The sequence below is a fragment of the Photobacterium sp. Alg240-V54 genome (assembly GCF_900537155.1).
GTDB lineage: Bacteria > Pseudomonadota > Gammaproteobacteria > Enterobacterales > Vibrionaceae > Photobacterium.
The window spans coordinates 61,944-86,933 of sequence record NZ_UNRL01000002.1 but is presented as its reverse complement, the minus strand read 5'-3'; the positions used below and the strand labels follow the sequence as shown (position 1 = coordinate 86,933).

The 24,990-nt window shown below is 42.1% G+C and carries 22 protein-coding genes; 4 read left to right on the top strand and 18 right to left on the bottom strand.

All coding sequences use genetic code 11. The annotated features are described in order from the left end of the window. The first annotated feature begins 35 nt into the window (after window positions 1–35). Window positions 36–203 carry a hypothetical protein gene (locus G6R09_RS19845; protein ID WP_181314982.1) on the top strand — a complete coding sequence of 56 codons (168 nt, stop codon included), beginning with the start codon at window positions 36–38 and terminating at the stop codon, window positions 201–203. 71 nt (window positions 204–274) lie between these two features. On the opposite strand, the gene tadA is transcribed toward G6R09_RS19845, so the two are convergent. Beyond that, window positions 275–808 (bottom strand): tRNA adenosine(34) deaminase TadA, encoded by a 534-nt coding sequence (gene tadA, locus G6R09_RS05845; RefSeq protein WP_065166553.1) that lies wholly within the window; start codon window positions 806–808, stop codon window positions 275–277. A gap of 13 nt (window positions 809–821) precedes the next feature. Beyond that, the gene (locus tag G6R09_RS05840) at window positions 822–1,712 is read right to left on the bottom strand and encodes a LysR substrate-binding domain-containing protein (RefSeq protein ID WP_065166554.1); all 891 of its coding nucleotides are present in this window, start codon (window positions 1,710–1,712) and stop codon (window positions 822–824) included. A 226-nt stretch (window positions 1,713–1,938) separates the two neighbouring features. Between G6R09_RS05840 and G6R09_RS05835 the strand changes: the two genes are divergently transcribed. Together G6R09_RS05835 and fghA are read left to right on the top strand one after the other, a co-directional pair. Further along, window positions 1,939–3,069 (top strand): S-(hydroxymethyl)glutathione dehydrogenase/class III alcohol dehydrogenase, encoded by a 1,131-nt coding sequence (locus tag G6R09_RS05835; protein ID WP_163921183.1) that lies wholly within the window; start codon window positions 1,939–1,941, stop codon window positions 3,067–3,069. 90 nt (window positions 3,070–3,159) lie between these two features. Then, a complete protein-coding gene (gene fghA / locus G6R09_RS05830; RefSeq protein WP_065167427.1) occupies window positions 3,160–4,008 on the top strand; it encodes an S-formylglutathione hydrolase in 849 nt (282 codons plus the stop codon). 158 nt (window positions 4,009–4,166) lie between these two features. Here the strand turns inward: fghA and G6R09_RS05825 are convergent, their stop codons facing one another. The 3 genes from G6R09_RS05825 to guaB form a co-directional block, all read right to left on the bottom strand. Further along, window positions 4,167–5,726 carry an AbgT family transporter gene (locus G6R09_RS05825; protein ID WP_163921180.1) on the bottom strand — a complete coding sequence of 520 codons (1,560 nt, stop codon included), beginning with the start codon at window positions 5,724–5,726 and terminating at the stop codon, window positions 4,167–4,169. Between the two features lie 329 nt (window positions 5,727–6,055). Further along, window positions 6,056–7,639, bottom strand: a complete 1,584-nt coding sequence (guaA, locus tag G6R09_RS05820; protein WP_065167425.1) for a glutamine-hydrolyzing GMP synthase — start codon at window positions 7,637–7,639, stop codon at window positions 6,056–6,058. A gap of 113 nt (window positions 7,640–7,752) precedes the next feature. Next, a complete protein-coding gene (guaB, locus tag G6R09_RS05815; protein WP_065167424.1) occupies window positions 7,753–9,216 on the bottom strand; it encodes an IMP dehydrogenase in 1,464 nt (487 codons plus the stop codon). A 273-nt stretch (window positions 9,217–9,489) separates the two neighbouring features. Here guaB and xseA point away from each other — a divergent pair, with 273 nt between their 5' ends. Further along, on the top strand, window positions 9,490–10,842 hold the full coding sequence (xseA, locus tag G6R09_RS05810; protein WP_163921177.1) for an exodeoxyribonuclease VII large subunit: 1,353 nt from the start codon (window positions 9,490–9,492) through the stop codon (window positions 10,840–10,842). Between the two features lie 60 nt (window positions 10,843–10,902). Here the strand turns inward: xseA and G6R09_RS05805 are convergent, their stop codons facing one another. The 13 genes from G6R09_RS05805 to pepB (G6R09_RS05745) all read right to left on the bottom strand — a co-directional run bounded on the left by G6R09_RS05805 (window position 10,903) and on the right by pepB (G6R09_RS05745) (window position 24,905). Continuing rightward, window positions 10,903–11,133, bottom strand: a complete 231-nt coding sequence (locus tag G6R09_RS05805) for a zinc ribbon domain-containing protein (RefSeq protein ID WP_065167422.1) — start codon at window positions 11,131–11,133, stop codon at window positions 10,903–10,905. A 458-nt stretch (window positions 11,134–11,591) separates the two neighbouring features. After that, window positions 11,592–12,500 (bottom strand): alanyl-tRNA editing protein, encoded by a 909-nt coding sequence (locus tag G6R09_RS05800; RefSeq protein WP_235859655.1) that lies wholly within the window; start codon window positions 12,498–12,500, stop codon window positions 11,592–11,594. Window positions 12,501–12,575: 75 nt separating this feature from the next. Next, window positions 12,576–14,081, bottom strand: a complete 1,506-nt coding sequence (gene der / locus G6R09_RS05795; protein WP_065177077.1) for a ribosome biogenesis GTPase Der — start codon at window positions 14,079–14,081, stop codon at window positions 12,576–12,578. Window positions 14,082–14,257: 176 nt separating this feature from the next. After that, window positions 14,258–15,421 (bottom strand): outer membrane protein assembly factor BamB, encoded by a 1,164-nt coding sequence (bamB, locus tag G6R09_RS05790; RefSeq protein WP_065167420.1) that lies wholly within the window; start codon window positions 15,419–15,421, stop codon window positions 14,258–14,260. 10 nt (window positions 15,422–15,431) lie between these two features. Next, window positions 15,432–16,043 carry a YfgM family protein gene (locus tag G6R09_RS05785; RefSeq protein WP_163921174.1) on the bottom strand — a complete coding sequence of 204 codons (612 nt, stop codon included), beginning with the start codon at window positions 16,041–16,043 and terminating at the stop codon, window positions 15,432–15,434. Window positions 16,044–16,056: 13 nt separating this feature from the next. After that, window positions 16,057–17,325, bottom strand: coding sequence for a histidine--tRNA ligase (gene hisS, locus G6R09_RS05780; RefSeq protein ID WP_163921172.1), 1,269 nt, complete (start codon window positions 17,323–17,325; stop codon window positions 16,057–16,059). Window positions 17,326–17,429: 104 nt separating this feature from the next. Continuing rightward, window positions 17,430–18,542, bottom strand: a complete 1,113-nt coding sequence (gene ispG, locus G6R09_RS05775; RefSeq protein ID WP_065177076.1) for a flavodoxin-dependent (E)-4-hydroxy-3-methylbut-2-enyl-diphosphate synthase — start codon at window positions 18,540–18,542, stop codon at window positions 17,430–17,432. Between the two features lie 18 nt (window positions 18,543–18,560). Continuing rightward, on the bottom strand, window positions 18,561–19,562 hold the full coding sequence (gene rodZ / locus G6R09_RS05770; RefSeq protein ID WP_163921169.1) for a cytoskeleton protein RodZ: 1,002 nt from the start codon (window positions 19,560–19,562) through the stop codon (window positions 18,561–18,563). Further along, window positions 19,552–20,310 (bottom strand): type IV pilus biogenesis/stability protein PilW, encoded by a 759-nt coding sequence (pilW, locus tag G6R09_RS05765; RefSeq protein ID WP_065167415.1) that lies wholly within the window; start codon window positions 20,308–20,310, stop codon window positions 19,552–19,554. The genes rodZ and pilW overlap by 11 nt, the downstream gene beginning before the upstream one ends. Window positions 20,311–20,368: 58 nt before the next feature. Next, window positions 20,369–21,490 carry a bifunctional tRNA (adenosine(37)-C2)-methyltransferase TrmG/ribosomal RNA large subunit methyltransferase RlmN gene (locus tag G6R09_RS05760; protein WP_065167414.1) on the bottom strand — a complete coding sequence of 374 codons (1,122 nt, stop codon included), beginning with the start codon at window positions 21,488–21,490 and terminating at the stop codon, window positions 20,369–20,371. Window positions 21,491–21,735: 245 nt separating this feature from the next. After that, on the bottom strand, window positions 21,736–22,167 hold the full coding sequence (gene ndk / locus G6R09_RS05755; RefSeq protein WP_163921165.1) for a nucleoside-diphosphate kinase: 432 nt from the start codon (window positions 22,165–22,167) through the stop codon (window positions 21,736–21,738). A 66-nt stretch (window positions 22,168–22,233) separates the two neighbouring features. After that, window positions 22,234–23,511: an aminopeptidase PepB gene (gene pepB, locus G6R09_RS05750; protein WP_107204563.1), complete on the bottom strand. Its 1,278-nt coding sequence runs from the start codon at window positions 23,509–23,511 to the stop codon at window positions 22,234–22,236. A gap of 110 nt (window positions 23,512–23,621) precedes the next feature. Continuing rightward, window positions 23,622–24,905 (bottom strand): aminopeptidase PepB, encoded by a 1,284-nt coding sequence (gene pepB / locus G6R09_RS05745; protein ID WP_163921163.1) that lies wholly within the window; start codon window positions 24,903–24,905, stop codon window positions 23,622–23,624. Between the last annotated feature and the right edge of the window lie 85 nt (window positions 24,906–24,990).

Here is a 24,990-nt window from a genome sequence, read left to right as displayed (position 1 = left end):
TGTTCTACCGTGATATCAACTCAATGGATGGATCCATGAAAGTAACCAAATTAAAATCAAAAACTCAACATATCGCCAAACGTATCACTTCAGCGGCAACACGCCGTAAACGCTTAAGCAGTAATGTGCGTAAAAAGATTCTATGGCGTCAACGTAGTTGTATGCTATCAGCAACCACAGAACACAGTTGCCCAAGCCACTAATATAACCAGCTCGGTATTATTTAATTGCTTGAAAATAACTACCGAGCCGATTTTATTTACTCCCCCCAACCTCAAACATCATTTGATGCTTGTCTTGCGGCAAGTTTGGCGGCTTTTTTCTCTGCTCGACGACGCTTAAAAAAAGCTTGTAGCTGAGCACGGCATTCACTAGCAAGAACATCACCTTCAAACAGAACATGATGATTAACGCCCTCATAGCTCAGTAAGTTCATGGTGCTACCTGCCGCGCCCGTTTTTGCATCGTGAGCACCAAACACCACTTTACCTACTCGGCTATGTACTATCGCACCTGCACACATTGGGCATGGCTCTAACGTCACATATAAGGTGGTATCAACAAGACGATAGTTTTGCAGTGTTTGTCCGGCTTGGCGCAGTGCCATCATTTCAGCATGTGCCGTCGCATCATGATGACCAATAGAACGATTCCAACCTTCACCAACAATCACGCCATTATGAACCACTACCGCTCCAACAGGCACCTCACCTTCAGCTTCTGCTTGCGCAGCCAATTCCATCGCACGACGCATAAACACCGCGTCAGCTGCTGCTGAAGATAACCTTTCTTGGTTTTTATTTGACATCAGTTATCACTACTTACAAATCATAATGACTAATATGCGGTAATTGCTCAGCAAGATAATCCACCAGCATTCTGACTTTAGGTGATAAATGACGATTATGTGGATAAAGCGCCCAAATACCTTCATCAGGCTCTTGGTAATTAGTCAAAATAGGCACGATGGCACCCGATTCTAAATCTTTATCAATATAATAGTCAGGTAGCTGCGCTAAACCGATACCTTTAATCACTGCATCTCGTAAACCATAACCACTATTACAGTTAAGGGTACCGCTCACACGAATACTTTTCTCTTTACCTGATTCTTGAAAACGCCAATGATCATAGTTACCAATTAAGCAATTATGTTGACGCAGCTCAGATAATGAATGTGGAATACCAAACTTTTGTAAATAAGCTGGCGATGCACAAACATACATGGTGCGGCTGGTTAAACGCTTCGCCATCATTGATGAGCTGGTCAAACGTCCTAAACGAATCGCGAGATCAAAGCTACCTTCCACCAAATCAACTTGGCGGTTAGTCATATCAATCGCGACTTCTACTTCAGGATACTGCAGCATGAAATCATTAACTAACGGCATAATGTACTTTTCGCCGTACGTTACTGGCGCGGTTAATTTGATCAACCCTTGTGGCTTACCACGTAAATTGCTGATAGCTCGCTCAGCATCTTCTAGTCCATCTAACACTTGACGACAATGTTGATAATAAACATTGCCTTCTTCTGTTAATGAAACCTTACGGGTAGTACGGTAAAATAATTTAGTATTAAGTCGATTCTCTAACGCACTCACTTGACGACTGACTTGTGCAGTAGATATGCCGAGTCGTTTTGATGCAGCAGTAAAACTTTCGGTTTCTGCTACGGCAACAAATTCTGTTACCCCTTCCCATAGAAACATTCTAAACACCTATTGATAATGTGATCGAACGTCAATATGACGCTTGCACCACTGATTATTACACATTCGTAAAAGTAATTTGCACTTTTAGGTAATTATCATTATTCGAGAAACAAATACAATAGCAACCATCGAAACGGGGCAAGAAAATAATAACTTTTCCCTTTCCACCCAATTTTCATCTACTTTTGATGAAGTAGACATAAATATAATTAGAGTGAAGATTATGACTGACAAATTTATCAAATCAAAAGCTGCTATCGCATGGGGTCCAAAACAACCTCTTTCTGTTGAAGAAATTGATGTAATGCTACCTCGTGCTGGTGAAGTATTAGTTCGCATCGTTGCAACTGGCGTATGTCACACAGATGCATTCACATTATCTGGTGACGATCCAGAAGGTATCTTCCCTGCAATCCTTGGTCACGAAGGTGGCGGTATTGTTGAAATGATTGGTGAAGGCGTAACAAGTGTTGAAGTTGGCGATCACGTAATCCCACTTTACACTGCAGAGTGTGGCAAATGTAAATACTGCCTATCTGGYAARACTAACCTTTGTCAGGCAGTACGTGAAACTCAAGGTAAAGGCCTAATGCCAGATGGCACAACCCGTTTCTACAAAGACGGTCAGCCAATCTTCCATTACATGGGCTGTTCTACTTTCTCTGAGTACACTGTACTTCCAGAAATTTCTTTAGCTAAAATCAGCAAAGAAGCACCACTTGAAGAAGTTTGTCTACTAGGTTGTGGTGTAACAACTGGTATGGGTGCAGTACTTAACACTGCGAAAGTTGAAGAAGGCAATACTATTGCTGTCTTTGGTCTAGGCGGTATCGGTCTTGCTGCTATCATCGGTGGTACTATGGCTAAAGCAAGCCGTATYATTGCGATTGATATCAACGAAAGCAAATTCGACCTTGCTCGTAARCTAGGTGCAACAGATTGCATYAACCCAATGAACTACGACAAGCCAATTCAAGAAGTGATTGTTGAAWTRACTGAYGGCGGCGTAGATTACTCTTTTGAGTGTATCGGTAACGTTAATGTTATGCGTTCAGCGCTAGAGTGTTGTCACAAAGGTTGGGGCGAATCAGTAATCATTGGTGTAGCTGGTGCAGGTCAAGAGATTTCTACCCGCCCATTCCAACTAGTGACTGGTCGTGTATGGCGTGGTTCTGCATTCGGTGGCGTTAAAGGTCGTTCAGAGCTTCCAGGTATCGTTGACCGTTACATGGCAGGTGAATTCCAACTTGATGACTTCATCTCATTCAACATGGGCCTAGACGACATCAATAAGTCATTTGACCTATTGCACGAAGGTAAGAGTATCCGTACGGTTATTCACTTCGATAAGTAAGCTTTTTATTCATAAGCTTTCTATAATAACGCTATAAAAAATGCGCAGAGCATCAACACTCTGCGCAAATTTAACAAGAGACCAAATCCAATGCCTTTAGAAAATATTAGCTGTAATAAAAGTGCTGGCGGCTGGCATAAGCAATATACTCACCGCTCAGAAGTCTTAAATTGTGATATGCGTTTTGCTATTTACTTACCACCACAATGTGCGGCAGGTAAAAAAGTACCGGTTCTTTACTGGTTATCAGGACTAACATGTACTGATGAAAACTTTATGCAAAAAGCAGGTGCACAACGTATGGCTGCCGAATTAGGTGTTGCTATTGTTGCTCCGGACACTAGCCCACGTGGCGAAGGTGTTGCTGACGACCCACAAGGTGCTTATGACTTTGGTCTTGGTGCTGGTTTCTATGTTAACGCAACAGAAGCGCCGTATAACCGTCACTACCACATGTATGATTACATTGTTAATGAATTACCAGCATTGGTTGAAGCTCACTTCCCTGTAACTGAGCAACGTGCAATCAGTGGTCACTCTATGGGTGGACATGGCGCATTAATGATCGCGATGCGTAATCCAGAGCGCTACAGCTCTGCATCAGCATTTAGTCCGATTACTAACCCAATGAATTGTGCTTGGGGCCAAAAAGCCTTCACTGGTTACTTAGGTACTAATACACAAAATTGGAAGCAATACGATTCATGTGAATTAATGCGTAAAGCAACCATCAAAATGCCAATGTTGGTTGATCAAGGTACACACGATAATTTCTACACCGAGGGGCAACTTCGTACAGAAAGCCTAGCTGAAGCGGCTGAAGCGAATGACTACCCAGTAGAAATCCGTATGCAAGATGGTTATGACCACAGCTACTACTTTATGGCATCATTTATTGACGATCATCTTCGTTTCCACGTTGAGAACTTCAATAAATAATGACTAAATTTTATTAAGCTCCTCTTTGCAGACAGGGTTTAATGGAATACAAAAAAGCCTCGAACAGTCTAACTGTTCGAGGCTTTTTATTGTTTAACGATAACTCTGTATTAATACTAACTATATTAAAGCTAATTACCGTTATTACAGCCTATTAATTACATGCTGTAAGTGTAAGGCGCTTGAACACCTAGTGGAATACCAAGAGTCCAGTACACTAATAGGAAGATAGTCCAACCTACAAGCATTGCAATTGAGTACGGCATCATCATTGACGCTAATGTACCAATACCAGAGCTCTTCACGTAACGCTGCATGTAAACCACCACTAATGGGAAGAACACCATCATTGGCGAAATAATGTTAGAGACAGAATCACCAACACGGTAAGCCGCTTGAGTTAATTCAGGCGAGATACCTACTGCCATCAGCATTGGTACCATGATAGGACCAATCAATGCCCATTTAGCAGACGCTGAGCCGACTAATAAGTTAACGCTTGCTGTAAGTAAAATCATACCAACAATCGTTACTTGGCCAGGTAAGTTCATCTGTTGCAGTAACTGTGCGCCAGAAAGTGCTAATAATGTGCCTAAGTTTGACTGAGTAAATGCAACGAGGAACTGAGCAATAAAGAACACCATTACCATAAAGCCAGCCATACCCGCCATGGTGGTCGACATTGCTTTAATGATATCAGCGCTTTGCTTAAACGTACCCGCCACTTTACCGTAAATAATACCTGGAATAACAAACAGGATGAAAATTAACGGTACGATAGATTGCATCACTGGTGCATTAAAGGCTGCCACTTCACCTGTTGGTGAACGTAGTGGCGAGGTTTCTGGCCATACTGCCGCAACAAGCAATGCAATACCTGCTAGCATAGTCCAGCCCGCGTATGAGAACGCTTTACTTTCTAATGCTGTAAAAGAACCCATATCAGGTGCTTCTTCAGCATCGGCATCAATTGCGGTTTTTTGTAAACGTGGTTCAATCACTTTATCAGTGATGTACCAGCCGATACCAACAATAATAAATGATGATAAACCAGTGAACATTAGGTTTGCTAACGGGTTAACAATGTAACTTGGATCCATAATACGCGCAGCTTCTTGGGTGAAGCCCGCTAATAATGGGTCGATACCTGAAGGAATAAAGTTCGCAGAGAAACCACCAGAAACACCAGCAAACGCCGCTGCAATACCTGCAAGAGGGTGACGACCTGCTGCGTGGAAGATAATACCACCTAGTGGAATAACCAATACATAACCTGCATCTGCTGCTGTGTGCGAAACAATCGCCACTAAAATTAGCATCGGTGTCAGCAGTTTAGCTGGTGTGACATTAAGCATTTTCTTAAGGCCAGTATTGATAAAGCCTGACGCTTCAGCAACACCAACACCTAACATTGCAACTAATACAATACCTAATGGCGCAAAACCAGTGAAGTTCTTCACCATGTTAGCCAAAAAGCTTGCCATTGCATCACCCGTTAGCAAGTTATTCACTTGCACAACATCTTTAGTTACTGGGTGCACAAGGCCAAAATCAAACTGTGATAGCACCGCAGACAAAACCCAAACGGTTACTAAACCCCAAAAGAACAGTAAAGCAGGATCAGGAATTTTATTACCTGCACGCTCAATACCATTTAAAAACTTGTCCATCGCACTTGTCGGTGGAGGTGGTGCTTGCTTAAGTGTTTTTTCGTTCATGGTAATTCCATGTCCTTATGTGGTTATGTTTGCAGTGCGGATCTACTTACATGTAGTCGATCTCATTTTTTTTCGCTCAAAATATGTCTGAATATTTGCTGAACGATTGTAATGAAATTACCACAACAAACAGTGTTATAGACCTACTTATAACGCTTACCTACCACAACATATTGTAACCAATCGTTAATATGAAACTTACAACGCACATAAAAAAAACAATTTATTAACAATAGCCACGCCCAAACCAAATCAACGCCAAATTGCAGCCATAAAAAAAGCACCCGTAGGTGCTTTTTATTAGGCAATTATTGCGAGCAAAATGGTGACTATTCCCACTCAATCGTTGCTGGCGGCTTACCTGAAATATCGTAAACAACGCGTGAAATACCGTTCACTTCATTGATAATACGATTAGATACTTTACCTAAGAAATCGTACGGCAAGTGTGCCCAATGCGCGGTCATAAAGTCGATAGTTTCTACCGCACGTAGCGATACAACCCAATCGTATTTACGGCCATCACCCATTACGCCGACAGAGCGCACAGGTAAGAACACGGTAAATGCTTGTGATACTTTATTGTAAAGATCAGCGTTATGTAATTCTTCAATGAAGATAGCATCAGCACGACGTAGTAGATCACAGTATTCTTTCTTAACTTCACCTAATACACGTACACCTAAACCCGGTCCAGGGAATGGGTGGCGGTATAGCATGTTATAAGGTAAGCCAAGCTCAAGACCAATCTTACGTACTTCATCTTTAAATAATTCACGTAATGGTTCAACCAAGCCCATTTCCATATCATCTGGCAAACCGCCAACGTTATGGTGTGATTTAATCACGTGTGCTTTACCCGTCTTAGATGCTGCAGATTCGATAACATCAGGGTAGATTGTACCTTGTGCTAGCCACTTAGCATTTTTCAGTTTCTTTGATTCTTCATCAAAGATATCAACAAATACGTGACCGATGATCTTACGCTTTGCTTCTGGCTCATCAACGCCAGCCAATGCTGTTAAGAAACGATCTTCTGCTTTAACGTGAACAATGTTTAGGCCAAATTTATCACCAAACATGTCCATCACTTGCTGGCCTTCGTTAAGACGAAGTAAACCATTATCAACAAATACGCATGTTAGCTTATCGCCAATTGCACGGTGAATCAGCATCGCAACCACAGATGAATCTACACCACCAGAAAGACCAAGGATAACTTCATCGTCACCCACTTGTTCTTTGATACGCTCAATCGCATCTTCAATAATGTTGGCTGATGTCCATAGCTTTTCACAACCACATACATTCATTACGAAGTTTTCAATTAACTTCATGCCTTGACGAGTGTGAGTTACTTCAGGGTGGAATTGCACGCCATAGAAGCGCTTGTCTTCATTTGCCATTGCCGCAAATGGACAGGTATCTGTTTCAGCAATTTTGACAAAATCTGCTGGAATTTCGACAACTTTGTCGCCGTGGCTCATCCACACATCAAGCAGTGGTGTACCATCAGCAGCAACAGCATCTTGAATATCTTTTAAGAAAGCAGTTTGCTCAACAATTTTAACTTGCGCATAACCAAACTCACGCTCATCAGAACCTGCTACTTTACCACCCAGTTGTTCTGCCATAGTTTGCATGCCGTAACAGACACCAAATACAGGAACACCCGCATCAAATACATACTGTGGTGCGCGAGGAGAACCCGCTTCAGTAACACTTTCAGGACCACCAGAAAGAATAATACCGTTTGGATTGAAATCACGGATATCAGCTTCATCAACGTCCCAGCTCCAAAGCTCACAGTAAACGCCGATTTCACGGATACGACGGGCAATTAACTGAGTGTATTGCGAACCAAAATCCAAAATAAGAATACGTTGGTCATGAATATTTGCGGTAGTGGTCATTATAGAGCTATCTCAAAAATTGAATGTATTGGGGGCTATATCTAGCCCCGATTTTATCTAACTTCTTCACTTAGGCAATCGTTTTCGTCAAAAGACTACTGACTGCCTAACAATTAACCCATACGGTAGTTAGGTGCTTCTTTTGTAATCGTCACATCATGGACATGTGATTCTTTCATGCCTGCACCTGAAATACGTACAAATTCAGCTTTAGTACGTAAATCTTCAATCGTTGCAGAGCCTGTTAGACCCATGCTTGAGCGTAAACCACCCATTTGCTGATGCACGATTTCTTTCATCAAGCCTTTGTATGCCACACGGCCTTCAATGCCTTCAGGAACTAGCTTGTCTGCCGCGTTATCTGATTGGAAGTAACGGTCAGAAGAACCTTTTGACATTGCGCCTAGTGAGCCCATACCACGGTATGATTTATATGAACGGCCTTGGTATAGTTCAACTTCACCCGGTGCTTCTTCAGTACCCGCGAACATTGAGCCAACCATTACACATGATGCACCGGCAGCGATGGCTTTACATAAATCACCAGAGTAACGAATACCGCCATCAGCAATAACTGGAATACCGTATTGATCTGCAACAGATGCCGCTTCTGAAATCGCAGTAATTTGTGGAACACCCACACCAGTAACAATACGAGTAGTACAAATAGAACCAGGGCCGATACCCACTTTCACTGCGCTTACACCCGCTTCAATCAGTGCACGAGCACCTTCAGCAGTTGCAACGTTACCGCCAACAATAGGTAGATTAGGGAAAGCTGCGCGTGTTTCACGAATACGTTGTAAAACACCTTCTGAGTGACCATGAGATGAATCAATAAGCAATACATCAACGCCCGCTTCAACCAATGCAGCAACACGTTCTTCGTTACCCGCACCAGCACCAACAGCAGCACCAACACGTAAGCTACCGCGCGCATCTTTACATGCATTGGGTTTACGTTCAGCTTTTTGGAAGTCTTTAGCGGTGATCATCCCTTTTAGACGGAAGTTATCATCAACTAGCAGTACTTTTTCAACACGGTACTGTTGCATGATAGCTTCAACTTCTTCGCGAGACGCACCTTCTTTAGCAGAAGCAAGTTTGTCTTTAGACGTCATCACTTCTTCAACTTTAATTGAAAGGTCGGTAACAAAACGAACATCACGGCCAGTAATAATACCAACTAATTCATTGTTATCTGTAACCACAGGATAACCTGCAAAACCATTTTCTAATGTTAAACGCTTAACATCTGCAATGGTGTTATTTGGCTTAACAGTAACAGGTTCTGCAACAACGCCCGCTTCGAACTTTTTAACCATGCGAACTTCAGCCGCTTGTTGTTCGATAGACATGTTTTTGTGGATAAAGCCAATGCCGCCCTCTTGAGCCAATGCAATAGCTAAGCGACCTTCAGTCACGGTGTCCATAGATGCTGATAGCATAGGAATGTTAAGAGCAATCTCTTTCGTGAGACGGGTGCGCAGATCGGCAGTGTTAGGTAGGACTGTAGAATGAGCAGGAACTAGCAATACATCATCAAACGTCAACGCTTCTTTTTTAATTCGTAACATGCAATATCTCACACCAATTTAAAGGTTTACAAAGAAGATTAAAATATTGCGAACGGATTATACGTATGAAGCAATCGTTTGGCTATATTTATTTTTTATTTTTTTATTGACAAAAAACATTTGCTGAGTAGTATATTTCGGTTAACTATCCGGTGATGCGGTCGACGAAATACGGCCAAGATCTGTCCATTGATCTGCCTAGGCGTTTTTCGTTCTATTTGATAGTTTTCTGACCGCCTGCCGCCACTCATTCGCTAGCAGGTACCTCACTTCGTGACTCTATTCGCTTCTCAAAGCCAATCTAACGATCGCATCTACACCGTTTCCAGTCTCAATGCCCAAGTTCGTCTGATCCTTGAAAATGAAATGGGAATTGTTTGGCTTGTCGGTGAATTATCAAATTTCTCAATGCCGGTTTCTGGTCACTGGTATTTCACTCTGAAAGATTCTCGTGCCCAAGTTAAATGTGCAATGTTCAAAGGCAACAATCGCCATGTCAGCTTTAAACCAAGCAATGGTAATCAAATATTAGTCAAAGCGCGGTTATCTATTTATGAACCTCGTGGCGACTATCAACTGATCATTGAAAGCATGCAACCTGAAGGTGATGGCCGTTTACAGCAACAATTTGAACAGCTAAAAATGACCCTTGCAGCAGAAGGTTTATTTGCTCAGTCATTGAAAAAAACATTACCACCACAACCACAACGCGTCGGTATTGTTACCTCTAAAACAGGTGCGGCTCTTCACGATATTTTACAGGTCTTAAAACGGCGCGATCCAAGCTTGGCAGTGGTTATCTACCCAACAATGGTTCAAGGTGATGGCGCTGCAATATCAATAGCTCAGGCGATTGGGCGCGCTAATGCAAGACAAGAATGTGATGTGTTAATTGTTGGTCGAGGCGGCGGCTCATTAGAAGATTTGTGGGCATTTAACGAAGAGATCGTTGCCCGTACTATTGCAGCCAGCCAGATCCCTATCGTCAGTGCTGTTGGTCATGAAGTCGATGTCACTATTGCCGATTTTGTCGCTGATATGCGAGCACCAACGCCATCAGCCGCTGCAGAGTTAATCAGCCGCGATAATTCAGCCCAAACAGCGACTATCGTTCACAAAAAAAGACAATTACAACATGCTGTTCAGCGCTATTTATCCAAGCAAAACCAGTCGATTAACCTTTTGAATCATCGATTAGAGCGTCAACATCCACAATTACGCTTAAATCAGCAACAACAGCATTTAGACGATATTAGCCGTAGACTACAGCAGATTATGCTGAAAAAGATTCAAATACAGCAACAACGTATTACTAAAAATACCTATAAGCTGTCACTTTATTCGCCGCAGCAACGTCTGCAGCAGGATAAAAACGCCTTAACAACTGCAACACGCAGATTATTTGATGCTATGGATCGTCAATTACTCAATGCTAACCATAAATTAGCATTAGCAGCCGAGAAACTCGATACGGTAAGCCCACTAGCAACACTCAGCCGTGGTTATTCGATTACTCGAGATGATAAAGGCAATGTTATTCGCCGTTGCGATCAAGTTAAAGCTGGAGATCAACTCATCACAACCGTGACTGACGGTAAAATTCATACTACTGTAAACCCTTCATAAACACTGCTTTTGATAGCCGCAATATCTTTCATTATTGCGGCATATATTTTTGCTATAACGCTAATCTGCAACGACATTAAAGACACTTTTAACACGTGATTTTGATTTTAATTCATTGCAATGATTACAGAAATAGCTTGCAGAACCACACGCTTGTAATTTTTCTAGTTGTTCTGAGCAATCAGGACAAAATGCTGTTTTTGATACTTTTTGTTGGCAGTAATCACAGAAATACCCCTGATCTTTCCAACTCAATTCACTCTCACATTGCGGACAAATATTTTCACTCACTCTATATAACTCCTTAATGAATTTGCTCTAGCATGCAAAATTATTCGCTGAGATGCTACTAAAATTAAAGCCACTCAGAATTTGGTACGATAGATCTTCAGCATTTTGAAACTACGCTTAACCAGTATTAACTTAGCCACTATGATCCCAGCAATGATCATTACCCTTATGGGTGATCATTGTGTTTATTAACCACGATCAGCGATCAGCTAGTAAAAGAATATTTATCAATACACATCCCGAAAGCATAAGTTACATATTCTGCATATGGATTTTTAACAGCATAAAATATTAACACTTTCGTACTATTACGGCTGTAAACAACATTTAATAAAACAACAAAATCATGGTAAACAAGATCAAACATCACCAAAATTAGACTTTTATTGCTATAGAGCAGCATTTAATTCAAAAAAAATCGCCCGAAGACGATTTTAAATAAGCGTTGCTAGCGTGCTCTAAAGAGGAATTGCAGTGGTGATCATCACGATCTCTTGCTCAGAGAGAACCTCAAATTTAACCGCTACAGATTGATACTCAGCCAGTGACGTTGCATGGGTACCGCCACAAGGAATTTCAATAATACCTTCACCGCCTAAATCACACTGCCAATAACGTGAATCAGTCAATGTTTCTCCTTCACGTCGCATCACTATTGGCGTTGCTAATTGGATCCATTGGGCAAGTTGTTGATTAATGTCTAAGGTTATTTGGGCTAAATTAGCCACCATCTCAGCACTATTTAAGCCTCGTTTACGTAAGGTCTTACCTAAGCGGTAATGGTCGGTACTGCAATTCTCACTGACAAGGCTCTTTTCTTGCGCATAACTGTGAAAATCGTAATAACCTAACTCATCACGGCGGCTAGGATCTTTGCGCCAAAAATCATGGTGCAGTACTTTATTTAATGCCAATGATGATAAATGACCACCACTGTGACCACGGCTTAATGCTTGCTGGTAGGCTTTATCAACCGTTAAAGTAACAGTTTCAGCTGGTGTAATCGCGATCGCAGCATCTATAGCGTGAACCACTACAAATACCCAACCTTCGGTGTCACGCTTAACAGGAATATCGCTAGCAATATACAATTGCTGAGTTGCGATTTCGATGGCACCAACAACACAATCGACAACATTATAGCGTTGGTCTTGATAACACAATTGACCACGATCAGCAGGATGATCTGGCCAAATATGGCTCACTGGATGAAACGGTGTTTGTACCGTTACTACCCATGTCGTTCCCTCTTTCTCACTCACAGCACAAATAATTGTGGTGTCTATTTGCCACTGCTGTTGAGTGAAAACGACCTTGGTTGGTGTAATCGAGGTTGGCATCGCAATCGTTGCTGTAATAGCAGACATGATATTTTCCTTATAAAAAAGCCCAACACTATGGTTGGGCTTTCACATCTAAAAACAACACATAATCGTCAAAAATTACTTTTTGCGATCATGTAACGCGTTGGTTAGACGCTTACGTTGACGCTCTTGAGAAACAGTCAACTTCTGCTTAGTTGTTTCAAATGGGTTTTCACTATTCTGGAATTGAATTCGAATAGGTGTACCCATCATTTCTAATGACTTACGGTAGTAGTTCATCAGGTAACGCTTGTAAGAACCAGGAAGGTCATTAACTTGGTTACCGTGAATCACAATAATCGGTGGGTTATAACCACCCGCATGGGCATACTTAAGTTTCACACGACGGCCACGAATCATTGGTGGTTGGTGATCATCTTGTGCCATTTGCATAATACGCGTTAGCAATGATGTGCTAATACGCTTAGTTGCTGACTTATACGCTTCAATAACTGATTCATATAAGTGACCAACACCCGTGCCATGCAATGCAGAAATAAAGTGAATACGCGCAAAGTCAACAAAACCAAGGCGACGATCAAGTTCAGATTTAACGCGATCTTTAACGTCGTTATCTAAACCATCCCACTTATTAATCGCAATCACTAATGAGCGACCAGAGTTCAGAACAAAACCAAGTAGGCTTAAATCCTGATCTGAAATATTTTCACGCGCATCAATAACTAACAATACAACGTTAGCATCTTCGATAGCTTTCAATGTTTGAATAACAGAAAACTTCTCAACTGCCATGCTCATATTCTTACGACGACGAACACCTGCGGTATCAATCAATACGTATTCTTGACCATCACGTTCCATTGGAATGTAAATAGAGTCACGTGTTGTTCCCGGCATATCGTAAACAACAACGCGTTCTTCACCAAGAATACGGTTAGTTAGGGTTGATTTACCCACATTAGGACGACCAATGATAGCCATCTTAATTGGTTGTTCTTGTAGACGTTTATACGCAGCTTCAGCATCTTCTTCAGAAAGGTTTGCTTTCTCAATGTCTGCAACTGAGGTTAAATCTTCAAGAGTAAATTCACCGTCTTCGCCATTTTCAGCTGCTAACTCTGCATTTAATTTATCAGAGAATGGTGCTAATGCACGTTCCATTAGTGCTGTAACGCCACGGTTTTGGGTTGCTGCAATTTGGAACATCGCATCAACGCCTAAGCGCCAAAACTCAGCACACGCAGTATCAGGGTCAATACCATCAACCTTGTTAACCACTAAAAATGTTGGCTTTTCACGGCTACGAAGGTGCTTTGCAATTGCTTCATCAGCCGATGTTAATCCCGCACGACCATCAACCAAGAACAGTACAACGTCTGCTTCTTCGATTGCCGCTAATGACTGTTCAGCCATTTTAGTTTCAACACCTTCCTCTGTGCCATCAATACCACCGGTATCAATAACAATAAATTCGTGCTCTTCTAACTCAGCTCTACCGTATTTACGATCCCTAGTTAAACCAGGAAAGTCTGCAACTAGTGCATCCCTCGTGCGAGTAAGACGATTGAACAACGTCGATTTACCCACGTTTGGGCGCCCGACAAGGGCAACAACAGGAATCATAATTACCTCTTACTTTTCATAGTCTTAATTGACATTTTACCGTTCATTCTTGCCTCAAATAAGCATATTTACTTATCTTCATCCGACAATAATATACACAACGGATATAACAACAACGGCTCCAACTGCATAAGACAGCTGGAGCCGACAAATTAATCTAGCGACAGTATACCGACTTATTTCGATATTTGCATTTTGTTGATTTCGCCATCACGAGTAACAACAATGAAACCATTGTTATCCAGCGCAACTGGCGGTACCGCAATTCCGCTACCATCAATCGATTCTTGTGAAACAAATTCACCTGATTGAGTATCTAACCAATGCAGGTATCCTTCCGCATCACCCGTTACTAAGTAGCCATCAATCACAGCTGGCGCACTCAGTTGACGATATTGAAGATCTTTGTTTTGCCATAGTTCAGTACCGCTACGGGCATCAACTGCGACAATATGATCTTTCGAGGTTACAAGGAACAATTCATTACCATCAACCACAAAATTTGTTGCTGATGAATAATTACGTTTCCACGCAATCTGACCACTACGAAGATCAATTGATACTAATGAACCATTATAGCCGATTGCGTAGAGACGATCGCCAGCAATCACTGGAGCCGCATCAACATCAACTAAACGATCAATTTCAGTTGAACCTTTAGGGGTTGAGATTGTTTGCTGCCATAGCACTTGGCCATTATTTAAAATAGCGCCTTCTAAACGGCCATTTGATAGGCCCCAGAAAACACCACCAGCGATAGCAACCGGTGAGCTTGTACCACGCAATGTTAAGGTTGGAATCTCATTGCTGATTTGCCATTTGCTTTTACCAGTATCAGCATTCAGTGCTTGTAACACACCGCTACTGGTATTAACGACCACAATACCACTATCAACTAAGGGCTTTGATAGCACTTCACCTGCAACTTTAGCACGCCAAACTTCTTTACCCGTTTCGGCATCTAAAGCAATAACATTGGCATTTTCGGTACCCATGAAAATTTTTCCTTCAGCTAATACTAAGCCGCCAGAAATTTTAACAGGAGTCTCTTTTTCTAAGTCATTTTCCCATAACACTTTACCGTTACTAGGATCCAAAGCCTCAACCAAACCATTACGATCGGCAACAAAGACTTTATTCTGACCAACAACAGGAGTCAGTTTTGAATAGTAGCCAGAAACGCCGTCACCAACACTGTGGCTCCAATCGGTTTTTGGTGTGAAGGTATTATCTACTTTTGGCAATGGTGCCATATGAATAGAATCAACTTCACTAGCACACCCCGATAGTACGCTCACGGCAACTGCTACGGCTAAAGCTCGTTTTAACACCTTATGCATCATGTCCGCCTTATTGAGCTAAGTCATTAAGCTTCATTTGCAATGCTGGTGATGAACCATCTTGCTGAGCTTCTATATATGCTTCACGAGCAGCTGAAATATCGCCTTTTTGTAGCAAAATATCGCCACGTAATTCAGCAATATTTTCATTCCAGCTTGGAATCGTTACTTTTTTAAGTTCAGTTAAAGCTAAATCAAATTTTTGTTGTTGGGCGTAAATACGTGCTAGACGCGTTACAGCCAACGGTAAAATAGCGTTATCTTTAGTGTTATTAATTACCCAATTAAGTTGCGTAATTGCACCATCAAGATCGTTATTCTCAACTTGAACTTTCGCTAATTGTAAGGCTGTAAGAACAGCGTATTGGCTGCCTTTATTAGCTTCAATGAACGTTTGCGCTTCAGTGACAGCAGTTTTACTATTATTGTCGAGAGCTGTAACTACTTGAGTATAGGAATCTGATGCTAAATGCTTCGCAGCATGGACTTCAGACTGGTAGTAACGCCAGCCTAATAGACCGCCTAAACCAATCACGGCGCCTAGAACAACGGCTTTGCCGTTATCTTGCCACCACGATTTTATCGCTTCAACCTGTTGTTCTTCTGTGGCGTACTCGTTCACTTCCTGTCCTCTCTTAAATCAACGCTGCCAATTTAGCGGCAACCTCGTCCTGTGCCATGGTTGTTTGTTCACCGCCATGGAGATCTTTAACCACAACCGTGTTTTGTGCAATTTCATTTTCACCAAGAACCAGGGCAATAGCTGCACCTACGTTATCAGCTCGTTTAAATTGCTTTTTAAAATTACCGCCACCAAAGTTAGACATAATGCGTAACTGTGGTAATTGATTACGTAATTTTTCTGCAAGCAGCATACCAGCAGTTAATGTACCTTCTCCGGCAGTTACCACGTAAACATCAACCGAGCGACGTACATCGTCTTGCTCTAGTGCTTCCATTAGTAATACCAAACGCTCAAGGCCCATTGCAAAACCTACTGATGGGGTTGCTTTACCGCCTAGTTGTTCAACTAGACCGTCGTAACGACCGCCACCACATACTGTACCTTGTGCACCTAAGCTATCTGTGATCCACTCAAATACAGTACGGTTATAATAATCTAAACCACGTACAAGGCGCTCATTTACTTGGTATTTGATGCCAGCAGCGTCTAATAGTTCACATAATCCAGTAAAATGTTGCTGTGATTCTGGATCGAGGTAAGCTGACAGCATTGGCGCATCAACAAGGATTGCTTGAATTGCTGGGTTTTTAGAGTCAAGTACACGCAGTGGATTAGTGTACATACGACGCTTAGCGTCTTCATCTAATACATCCATATGCTGTTCAAGGAATGCAATTAACGCGGTGCGGTACTCTGCACGTGCTTGCAGTGAACCAATAGAGTTTAACTCTAGACGAACATGATCATTAATACCAAGTTCACGCCATAAACGGGCGGTCATCATAATTAATTCTGCATCAACATCTGGGCCTTCAATACCAAATACTTCGACACCAACTTGGTGGAATTGACGGTAACGACCTTTTTGTGGACGCTCATGACGGAACATTGGACCCATGTACCATAAACGTTGTTCTTGATTGTAAAGTAGACCATTTTCGATACCAGCACGCACACAGCTTGCTGTACCTTCTGGACGCAATGTCAGACTATCGCCATTACGATCATCAAAGGTGTACATTTCTTTTTCAACAACATCAGTAACTTCACCGATTGCACGTTTAAACAAATGTGTCGACTCAACAATTGGCATACGGATTTCATTGTAACCATATGCACTGATCACTTGTTTAACTGTACCTTCGACTTTTTGCCAAAGAGGAGTTTGTGTTGGTAGGCAATCGTTCATGCCTCGAATTGCTTGAATTTGTTTCGCCACGATTATTCTCAGTTTTCGATGGGGATTTAAATCGAATATATAATTTATTGCAGAAATAGTGAACCATGCTGCCACAATAACAGCATGGTTTTTACTATTTTATGTTATTGCGTAATATCAATACGATTGTTTAGGTCTAACATTGAAGCTTTTGCTCGGATTTTAGCCTCAAGTTGATCAATGACGTTATCGTTATCAAAACGTTCTTTTTGACGAATACCGTCTTCATAGAAGGCACTTTTACGATTACCGCCAGCAATACCTAGATGCGAAGCTTCAGCTTCACCCGGGCCATTAACCACACAACCGATAATAGAAACATCCATTGGAATCACGATATCTTCTAAGCGTTGCTCTAATTCATTAACCGTTGCGATAACGTCAAACTCTTGGCGTGAACAAGTTGGACAAGCAATAAAGTTAATTCCACGCGAGCGAATACGTAGCGATTTTAAAATATCAAATCCTACTTTGATCTCTTCAACCGGATCTGCCGCTAATGAAATACGTAACGTATCGCCAATGCCTTCGGCTAATAACATTCCTAAGCCTACTGCTGATTTCACCGAACCTGCGCGCGCACCGCCCGCCTCAGTAATACCTAAATGCAATGGCTGAATAATTTGCTTCGCTAATAGGCGATAAGATTCAACCGCAAGAAACACATCAGAAGCTTTAACACTGACTTTGAATTGATCAAAGTTAAGACGATCTAAAATCTCGACATGGCGCATCGCTGATTCAACTAACGCAGCCGGTGTTGGCTCACCGTATTTTTGTTGAATTTCTTTTTCTAACGAGCCGCCATTAACGCCAATTCGAATGGGAATATTATTATCACGCGCACATTCAACCACTGAGCGAATACGATCTTCACGACCAATATTACCAGGGTTAATACGCAAGCAGTCAACGCCGTATTCTGCCACTTTCAATGCAATACGGTAATCAAAATGAATATCTGCAACCAAAGGAACATTGACTTGTTGCTTGATCAACTTAAACGCTTCAGCAGCATCCATCGTCGGTACAGAAACACGAACGATATCGGCACCTACTTTTTCTAGCGCTCGAATTTGAGCAACCGTAGCCTCAACATCTGTGGTACGGGTATTGGTCATCGACTGCACAGCAATCGGAGCGCCATCGCCAATAGGCACATTACCGACATAAATTCGGCTTGATTGGCGACGTATAATGGGTGATTCGTTATGCATGTTTATTATTCTCTATTACTACGGCAACGTTAACGTTACAGGTCGACCCGCCGGATAACGACTAAGATCGAAAGGTTGCCCTTTAATTTCTATTTTAACGGCGCTCGGGGCACCAAGTCGTACTCGAAACGGTGCCTTACCATCAACAGCAAGTGTTTGACCGGCAGTCTTGAGCCCACTTTCAAGGCGTTTACCATTTGCATCACGAATATCAATCCAACAATCGGCAGCAAACGTAAGCGCTAATGCCGGTGCTACTGTAACATCTACTCCTGCAACATCTGCTGTTGCAGTCGGTGTTACTGCCGCTGTTGAAGTGTCTGTCGTAATGGCAGCTACAGGTTTTATTACTGTTGCTGCCTCTGTTGCTGCCTCTGTTGCTACTGCTGGCGTTTGCACCGTATCGGTGTTGATTGCAGCTGGTGTAACATTTGAAGTCGTTACATCTGTTGGCGTTGGCGTAACATCTGTTACCGCTGTATTGGTGGTCGCTGTTTCAGCCGTTACCGTCGCAGCTGATGGTTCAACCACAGCAGATGTATTATCCGTTAGCGCTGACGATTCAATATTAGCAACATCCACCGCCGGTGTAAGATCGCGATCTAAATGGCTATTTTGCCACCACCATACCGCCGTCACACCCACAAAAATCACCGCTAAAATCCATGTTAGCCCCATTATACGGCTATCATGCGCTTCACGGTTAGTGCGGCGTGAGAAACTTTGCATTTCTTGGGCTTTCGGTTTTGAGTGGCCATAATCGTCAAGTAAACCGACCACGGCAACGTCATCTAAACCAACATACTTTGCATACGATCTCACATACCCGCGAGTAAATGTCGATATTTTCTCACTATCAAAGCAGTTACTTTCAATATCATTGATAACAGATAATCGAAGTCGTAATCGATTAGCGATATCTGCTTGTGAGTAACCTAGTTGTTCGCGCGCCTGACGAAGCATATCGCCCGGTCGTACAACATTGTTTGGTTGAGGTGAATCGTTATGTTCAGTATTCATTGGCTAGATAATTCTGATATTGCTGAGAATCAGGGAATTGTTCTTTTAATAAGTTAGCGTATTTAGTGACCAAAGTTAACCGTCCAGTCTGGTTTTCTAACTGAATAAGTAACAGCAAGCTATTTGCTGTATACCCATATCGCTTATTAAATTTAAACAACAGCACACGAGCGTCTTTGTAATTATTAGCGTCTAATTGTAGTCGTGCCAGTTGTAACATTGATTTCGGACGATATGGATCATGAGAAAGTGCTTTTTCAAAATAATCTATCGCTTGTAAGTCATTGCCCTGTTTATCACTACATAAACCTGCATTTTCATAACTTGCCGAAATAAGGTAATAGTAAGGTTGATCGATAGCTTTAACAAAAGCACTGATGGCTTCGTCATAACGCCCTTCGCTACATAAAAACACCCCGTAATTATTCAGTACATCACCATTTTTAGGTGAGTCCTTTAGAGCCTTTTTATACATTTTTTCAGCAGCAGCGTTTTCACCTACCTTTTGATAATAATAGGCCATGGCATTTTGGACACGATAATAATCTGGCGCATAGTCTAATGCTTGTTCCAGATTTTCACGGGCACGTTGCCATTGACCTACTTTTAAATAACTTAACCCCAATGTCATGCGGGCTTCTGCCGCATCAATGGCATTGAATTGTTCAGCGTTATTTTCTACTTTCACAGTGGCACAGCCGGCCAACAGCAAACAAGAAAATAATGGATAATGTATCCATCGTATCATTTTTACTCACCTTAACATCCATGTTAAACCGCGAAGAGATTATAATCGCTAATCTAATTTAGAGGGTTTTCACTGCAATAGGTTCACCCGCTGGTAATTTAGCTTGAGTGCGTTTAGTTCGATCAATAACATCACCCACTAATTGGCCACACGCTGCATCAATATCATCACCACGCGTTTTACGTACAGTTACTGTGTAATCATACTCCATTAGCGTTTTCATAAAGCGATCTATACGTGAATTACTAGGTTTTTTATACGGAGATCCCGGATATGGGTTAAATGGAATCAAGTTAATCTTCGCTGGCGTGTCTTTTAATAGACGACCTAACTGACGAGCATGCTCCATATCATCATTAACATGATCAAGTAGCACATATTCAATCGTTACACGACCGCGGTTAGCATTGGTTGAATTAACGTAACGACGCACAGCATCAAGAAACGTTTCAATATCCCACCGATCATTAATTGGCATAATTTGCGAGCGTAATTCATCGGTTGGTGCATGCAATGAGATAGCCAGTGCAACGTCAATGGTACCGATCATTTGTTCTAAACCTGAAACCACACCAGAGGTTGATACGGTAACGCGACGCTTAGACAAACCAAAACCTAAATCATCAAGCATAATTTCTAATGCTGGAATTAAGTTTTTCATGTTCAGTAATGGCTCACCCATACCCATCATTACGATGTTAGTAATAGGGCGACGACCGGTTTCTTTTTGCAGACCGATCTCTTTTGCTGCACGCCATACCTGACCAATAATCTCAGATACACGTAGATTACGGTTAAAGCCTTGTTGGCCTGTTGAACAGAACTTACACTCTAACGCACAACCAACTTGAGAAGATACGCATAATGTTGCGCGATCTTCATCAGGAATGTAAACGGTTTCTACGTCTTGATCGCCAACACGCATTGCCCACTTAATGGTGCCATCATTTGAGTATTGCGCATTAGAGACTTCAGGTGCACGAATTTCAGCAACACGCTGTAATTTTTCGCGCAACTTTTTATTAATATTGTTCATTTGCTCAAAGTCATCACAACCGAAATGATAGATCCATTTCATTACCTGATCTGCTCGGAACGGCTTTTCATTTAGCTCTTCGGCAAAGTATTTACGCAGACCTTTGCGATCGAAATCCAGCAGATTAATTTTGACAGTTGTCATCGGTTGGTGCCTCACTAAAAATGACTATTGCTGCGCCTTTATAACTCGGAGATCTGCAATTGGCAGTCTCATCATAGCTATCAGGGTTTAAGGCGCGAAATTGTACAGCCTTTAGGCGCGGGTTTCCACCTGTTCACTGTATGGTTATTTTAGCGGTTATCACTATCTTGGCGCATAAAATAACAAAGGGAAGCCTGAGCCTCCCTTTAGTATTTGGTTTTGCTTATTTTTTCATCACAACGTAATCATTCACTGCGAGGACATAATTCATCAGCGGCAAAAAAGTAGCCAATCTCACGCTCTGCTGATACTGGGCTATCTGAACCATGGACCGAATTATAACGTAAGCTAATAGCAAAATCGGCACGAATAGTCCCGCATGCTGCTTCTTGAGGATTGGTTTTCCCCATGAGCTCTCGATAACGAACAATCGCATCTTCGCCTTCTAGCACTTGCACCATCACCGGGCCAGATGTCATAAAATCAACTAATTCGTCAAAAAAAGGTTTACCTTCATGTTCAGCATAAAAGCCTTGAGCTTGCTCTTTTGTTAGCTGTAACATTTTTGCCGCTACAATGTTCAAACCTGCATTTTCGAAACGTTGATAAATAGCGCCAATTAAATTTCGTTTAACAGCATCCGGCTTTACGATTGAAAAAGTTTTTTCTATTGTCATTATTATAGTTCCTTTTGAGTCTAGTTGCCGTCCATTTAGTTGTATCTACTGATAGGCAGGATTACTTTACAACAGTAATCCTGCAATATTAGCAATACCTAAGCCTGTTGCACCGACTGCCCAACGTGGATCAGCGCTATCACGATAACATGCTGCTAGATCGAAATGAATCCAACGACTATTATCGGTATCAACAAAGCGCGATAAAAATCCAGCTGCATTTGATGCGCCACCCATGCCGCCACCTTTTTGAACACGACTATTGGCAGTATCTGCAAATGCAGACGGACAATAATCTTGATGCCACTTTTCAAGTGGTAATGGCCACGCAGGTTCATTGACTAATTCTGATAACTGTTGAGCGCGGGCTAACAATGCTTTATCAAAACCAAAAATCGCATTGTAGTCGCTACCGACCGCCATCATTGCAGCACCCGTTAATGTTGCTGCATCGATGATTAATGGGGCTTTGGTTGCCGAAGCAAGCAATAAACCATCGGCTAACACTAATCGCCCTTCAGCATCAGTATTTACTATTTCAACAGATACTCCATTGTTATACGTTAACACATCACCAAGTTTATAAGCATCGCCTGAGACCATATTTTCAGCACAACAAAGAATAAGTTTGACCCGTTGAGCTAAACCTTGTGCAATCGCGTACCCTAAAGCAGCAGTAACCGTTGCCGCACCTCCCATGTCACATTTCATGCTGACCATGCCAGCACTTGGCTTTAAGCTATAACCACCAGAATCAAATGTGATCCCCTTTCCCACCAAACAAGCACTAATGGGTGCATCAGGATCACCAGTAGGATTATAATCAAGCTCTAACAACACCGGAGGGTGCTGACTACCACGGCCAACACTATGAATACCAATCCAGCCGTCAGCGAGTAATTCATCACCCACAATCATTTGCGCACTAATATGATCACCACCTATCTCAGATAAAAACTGCACTGCTGCTTGAGCTAATTTTTGTGGATAAATGCTATCAGGACCAGTATTAATCAAGGTTCGCGCCCAGTCATGGCTATGTCGACGCGCATTTAATAGTTCAAGTTCATCTTCATCAATCGACGCCCACTGGATCGTGACGCTATCCATGGTCGCTGCAAAGCCGCAATAGAATGCCCATTGACGCTCATAGTTCCAACCATCACCTTTTAAGCTCACAGCAGTGATCGATTGAGTCTGAATTTGACGTCCTGCTTGCTGAATACGACGCAAACCAAATGCATCACCATAATGCACAGTGACACTGTCAGTTTGGTAACTGATTAAGGCATTAATACCCCAAGGAGCGCGTGCGGGCTCTTTTGATAAATTTACTGTCAACATTATTGATAACCTCTTGTTTTATTTATAGTCTATATTTTTCATTTGACGTAATTTAAATATAAAAAAAGCCCTCTTAAACGCTTTAAGAAGGCTTTTTGTTCGCAAAATAATTATTGCGCTAGAATACGAGCCAGTGTTTTAACACCCATTCCTGTTGCGCCTGCAGCCCATTGGTCATTACCGCTCTTACGGAAAGTACCACTGGCATCAATGTGCATCCAGCCTTGTTGATAATTATCAACAAAATAGGATAAGAATGCTGCAGCTGTACTTGCTCCAGGCATAAAGTCACCACTTGAAATATTGGCTAAATCAGCAAAATTCGATGGCAACATATTACGGTGAATATCAGCCAATGGCAGTGGCCACATGCCTTCGCCTTCTTGTGCTGCTGCAGCTAAAGCTTGGCGCGATAAATCTTGATCAAAACTCAATAATGCATGGTAGTCATTGCCCAACGCCATTTTGGCTGAGCCAGTTAACGTCGCACAATCAATGATCAACTCAGGATGTTGGCTATTGGCATACATTAAACCATCAGCTAACACTAATCGGCCTTCAGCATCGGTATTAAGTACCTCAACTGTTTTTCCGTTTTTATACTTAATGATATCGCCCAGTTTTAATGCACGGCCTGAAATCATATTCTCAGCACAACATAGAACCAGTTTAATTCGCTTATTAAGCCCACGCGCCATCGCTAACGCTACTCCTCCCGTAGCTAACGCTGCACCGCCCATATCTGCTTTCATTGCTGTCATACCTGCCGAAGGCTTAATGCTGTAGCCACCGGAATCAAAGGTAATACCTTTACCAACAATACAAGCAAACACTGGCGCATTTGCATCACCGGTTGGATTGTAATCTAAACGTAGCATCGCAGGGCGGCGATCAGAACCACGACCAACGGCATGAATACCGTTCCAACCTTCATCTAATAAATCGTTACCTTTCACGATTTTATAGGTCACATGTTCAGGAGCTAATGACTTGATAAATTCACCAGCACGCGCGGCTAATTGTGAAGGCGCAACCACATCAGCGGGTTGGTTAATAATATCGCACACCCAATTAATGGTTTTAATTCGTGCTTGTAATTCTGCTTCATCAAGCGCTGATAAGGCTGGCCACTGCACAGTATTATCAGCTTTAGGGTTACGGTAGCCTTGTAAGAACGCCCAAATAGCATCTAAGCCCCAAGCCATGCCCGTTAAATTAACCGCTTTAATGCCTTGTGCATCCAACCGACGACCAGCACGTTGAATATCGCCTAAAATATCATTGGTAGTAGCATGGATCACACAGCCTTCAGCACCAAAACTAATTAACGCATTGGTTCCCCACTGTGAACCTGCTGCTTGATGAGAAAGACCCACCGCCATTATGGTAGACATTGATACGCTCCTTGATAAATATCACACAGCCAAAGCAATGAAACAAAGCTAACTACTGCGTTGTTGTTATTCTACTTTTATTGTT

Excerpts from the sequence above, each read along its gene's own strand:
- G6R09_RS19845 (WP_181314982.1), top strand. The coding sequence starts at position 36 with ATGAAAGTAACCAAATTAAAATCAAAAACTCAACATATCGCCAAACGT.
- tadA (WP_065166553.1), bottom strand. The coding sequence starts at position 808 with ATGTCAAATAAAAACCAAGAAAGGTTATCTTCAGCAGCAGCTGACGCG.
- G6R09_RS05840 (WP_065166554.1), bottom strand. The coding sequence starts at position 1,712 with ATGTTTCTATGGGAAGGGGTAACAGAATTTGTTGCCGTAGCAGAAACC.
- fghA (WP_065167427.1), top strand. The coding sequence starts at position 3,160 with ATGCCTTTAGAAAATATTAGCTGTAATAAAAGTGCTGGCGGCTGGCAT.
- G6R09_RS05825 (WP_163921180.1), bottom strand. The coding sequence starts at position 5,726 with ATGAACGAAAAAACACTTAAGCAAGCACCACCTCCACCGACAAGTGCG.
- guaA (WP_065167425.1), bottom strand. The coding sequence starts at position 7,639 with ATGACCACTACCGCAAATATTCATGACCAACGTATTCTTATTTTGGAT.
- guaB (WP_065167424.1), bottom strand. The coding sequence starts at position 9,216 with ATGTTACGAATTAAAAAAGAAGCGTTGACGTTTGATGATGTATTGCTA.
- G6R09_RS05800 (WP_235859655.1), bottom strand. The coding sequence starts at position 12,500 with ATGTCTGCTATTACAGCAACGATTGCGATGCCAACCTCGATTACACCA.
- der (WP_065177077.1), bottom strand. The coding sequence starts at position 14,081 with ATGATTCCTGTTGTTGCCCTTGTCGGGCGCCCAAACGTGGGTAAATCG.
- bamB (WP_065167420.1), bottom strand. The coding sequence starts at position 15,421 with ATGCATAAGGTGTTAAAACGAGCTTTAGCCGTAGCAGTTGCCGTGAGC.
- ispG (WP_065177076.1), bottom strand. The coding sequence starts at position 18,542 with ATGCATAACGAATCACCCATTATACGTCGCCAATCAAGCCGAATTTAT.
- rodZ (WP_163921169.1), bottom strand. The coding sequence starts at position 19,562 with ATGAATACTGAACATAACGATTCACCTCAACCAAACAATGTTGTACGA.
- pilW (WP_065167415.1), bottom strand. The coding sequence starts at position 20,310 with ATGATACGATGGATACATTATCCATTATTTTCTTGTTTGCTGTTGGCC.
- G6R09_RS05760 (WP_065167414.1), bottom strand. The coding sequence starts at position 21,490 with ATGACAACTGTCAAAATTAATCTGCTGGATTTCGATCGCAAAGGTCTG.
- ndk (WP_163921165.1), bottom strand. The coding sequence starts at position 22,167 with ATGACAATAGAAAAAACTTTTTCAATCGTAAAGCCGGATGCTGTTAAA.
- pepB (WP_107204563.1), bottom strand. The coding sequence starts at position 23,511 with ATGTTGACAGTAAATTTATCAAAAGAGCCCGCACGCGCTCCTTGGGGT.
- pepB (WP_163921163.1), bottom strand. The coding sequence starts at position 24,905 with ATGTCTACCATAATGGCGGTGGGTCTTTCTCATCAAGCAGCAGGTTCA.